The sequence below is a fragment of the Moorena sp. SIO3I6 genome, assembly GCF_010672095.1.
This window is the reverse complement of sequence record NZ_JAAHHU010001494.1, coordinates 1-1,223: the sequence shown is the minus strand read 5'-3', so window position 1 is coordinate 1,223 and position 1,223 is coordinate 1. Positions and strand designations below refer to the sequence as shown.

Sequence of the window (1,223 nt, the reverse complement as noted above, 5' to 3'; positions counted from 1 at the left end):
TATCTATCCAGGGCTAATTTAATAAACGGTAATTTAAGAACAAAGAAAGTCTGGAAAGGAATAGTAGCTGTGCTGCTTACAGGGGGAGTTATCTCTTGTGCTATTAGTTCCCAAACAGAAATCTGGTGGAACAAGCAAGTTGGCCATCACAATCCTACTATCGCTAGGATTATTAATCAAGCTGAGCGACCTCTGGTAATTAGCAATGTTTCTTCCGTGAATCCTGGGGATGTGATTTCTCTTAGTTATTTATTAAATCCTCAGGTAAAACTTCAGTTAGTCATTCCCCCTACTATTCCCGATATTCCTCAAGGGTTTAGTGATGTGTTTCTATTTTATCCATCTGATCATTTGCAACAAGGACTTGAGGAAAAGTATAGTACTAAGATAGAGTGGTTTGATGAGTCGAGTGTCAAGCCCCTCGGTAAGTTAAGGCTTTAAGTATAGCGGTTTTAAATTAGGTGAGATACAAATCTTTCTTTGGGTTTACGGGAACAGCGGATCTGGGAATCGGGAATCGGGAATCGGGAATCGGGAATCGGGAATCGGGAATCGGGAATCGGTAAGATAGAAAAAATCCTGTGTAACTGATTAGGATAGAAACCGCTATCTTATAATTTAAGCAGTTAATAATTGGGTAAGCTATCAGCTATCAGCTATCAGCTATCAGCTTATGGATCGCGATCGCTACCCGGTGATTCAGAGCGCGAGCGATTTTTTGCAACATCGAAAGGGACTGTCCTTCATAATCAGCATCTTCCAGTCGTGCAATCACAGGCTGCTTTGTACCTAAAAGTTCTGCAAGCTGTTTCTGGGTTAACCCCGCTTTTGTTCTGGCTTCATAAATCAACTGTGCCACCTCTGCATTAATAGAAGCTTCTGCTATCATTTCCTCCATCTCGGGGTCAGTACGAGTCTTCTTGTTAAGAATTTTAATCGCATCAGAAGTCTTAGTCATCTTCTTCCTCCTCTACATAGGTATGAACATCTGGGTTTTGTTCAAATAAACGCTTTCTCAAGATTACCCGTTCAATATCAATTTACTCAATCACTACAGGTAAGATTGTTGTAGCTAATTGATCTGAGCACCTAGCACTCACCACTATGAAAAGACGCTTTAGAGATCCAGTAATTTTAGGACTAATTTGGCTAGGGAGTGGATTTTGCGATCGCATTTGGTTTGCCCTAGATCACTCTGTCCCAGCTTGGGACCAGGCGGATTA

At 41.3% G+C, this 1,223-nt stretch carries 1 protein-coding gene and 1 pseudogene; one reads left to right on the top strand and one right to left on the bottom strand.

The genetic code is table 11. The features are described 5' to 3' along the window. A pseudogene (locus tag F6K49_RS50600) lies at nucleotides 1-441 on the top strand (hypothetical protein); the annotation flags it as partial. 211 nt (nucleotides 442-652) lie between these two features. Here the strand turns inward: F6K49_RS50600 and F6K49_RS50595 are convergent. Beyond that, nucleotides 653-958 (bottom strand): helix-turn-helix transcriptional regulator, encoded by a 306-nt coding sequence (locus F6K49_RS50595; RefSeq protein ID WP_293036972.1) that lies wholly within the window; start codon nucleotides 956-958, stop codon nucleotides 653-655. Between the last annotated feature and the right edge of the window lie 265 nt (nucleotides 959-1,223).

What these genes read in the sequence shown, in the direction of transcription:
- F6K49_RS50595 (WP_293036972.1), bottom strand. Translation starts at nt 958, where the DNA reads ATGACTAAGACTTCTGATGCGATTAAAATTCTTAACAAGAAGACTCGT.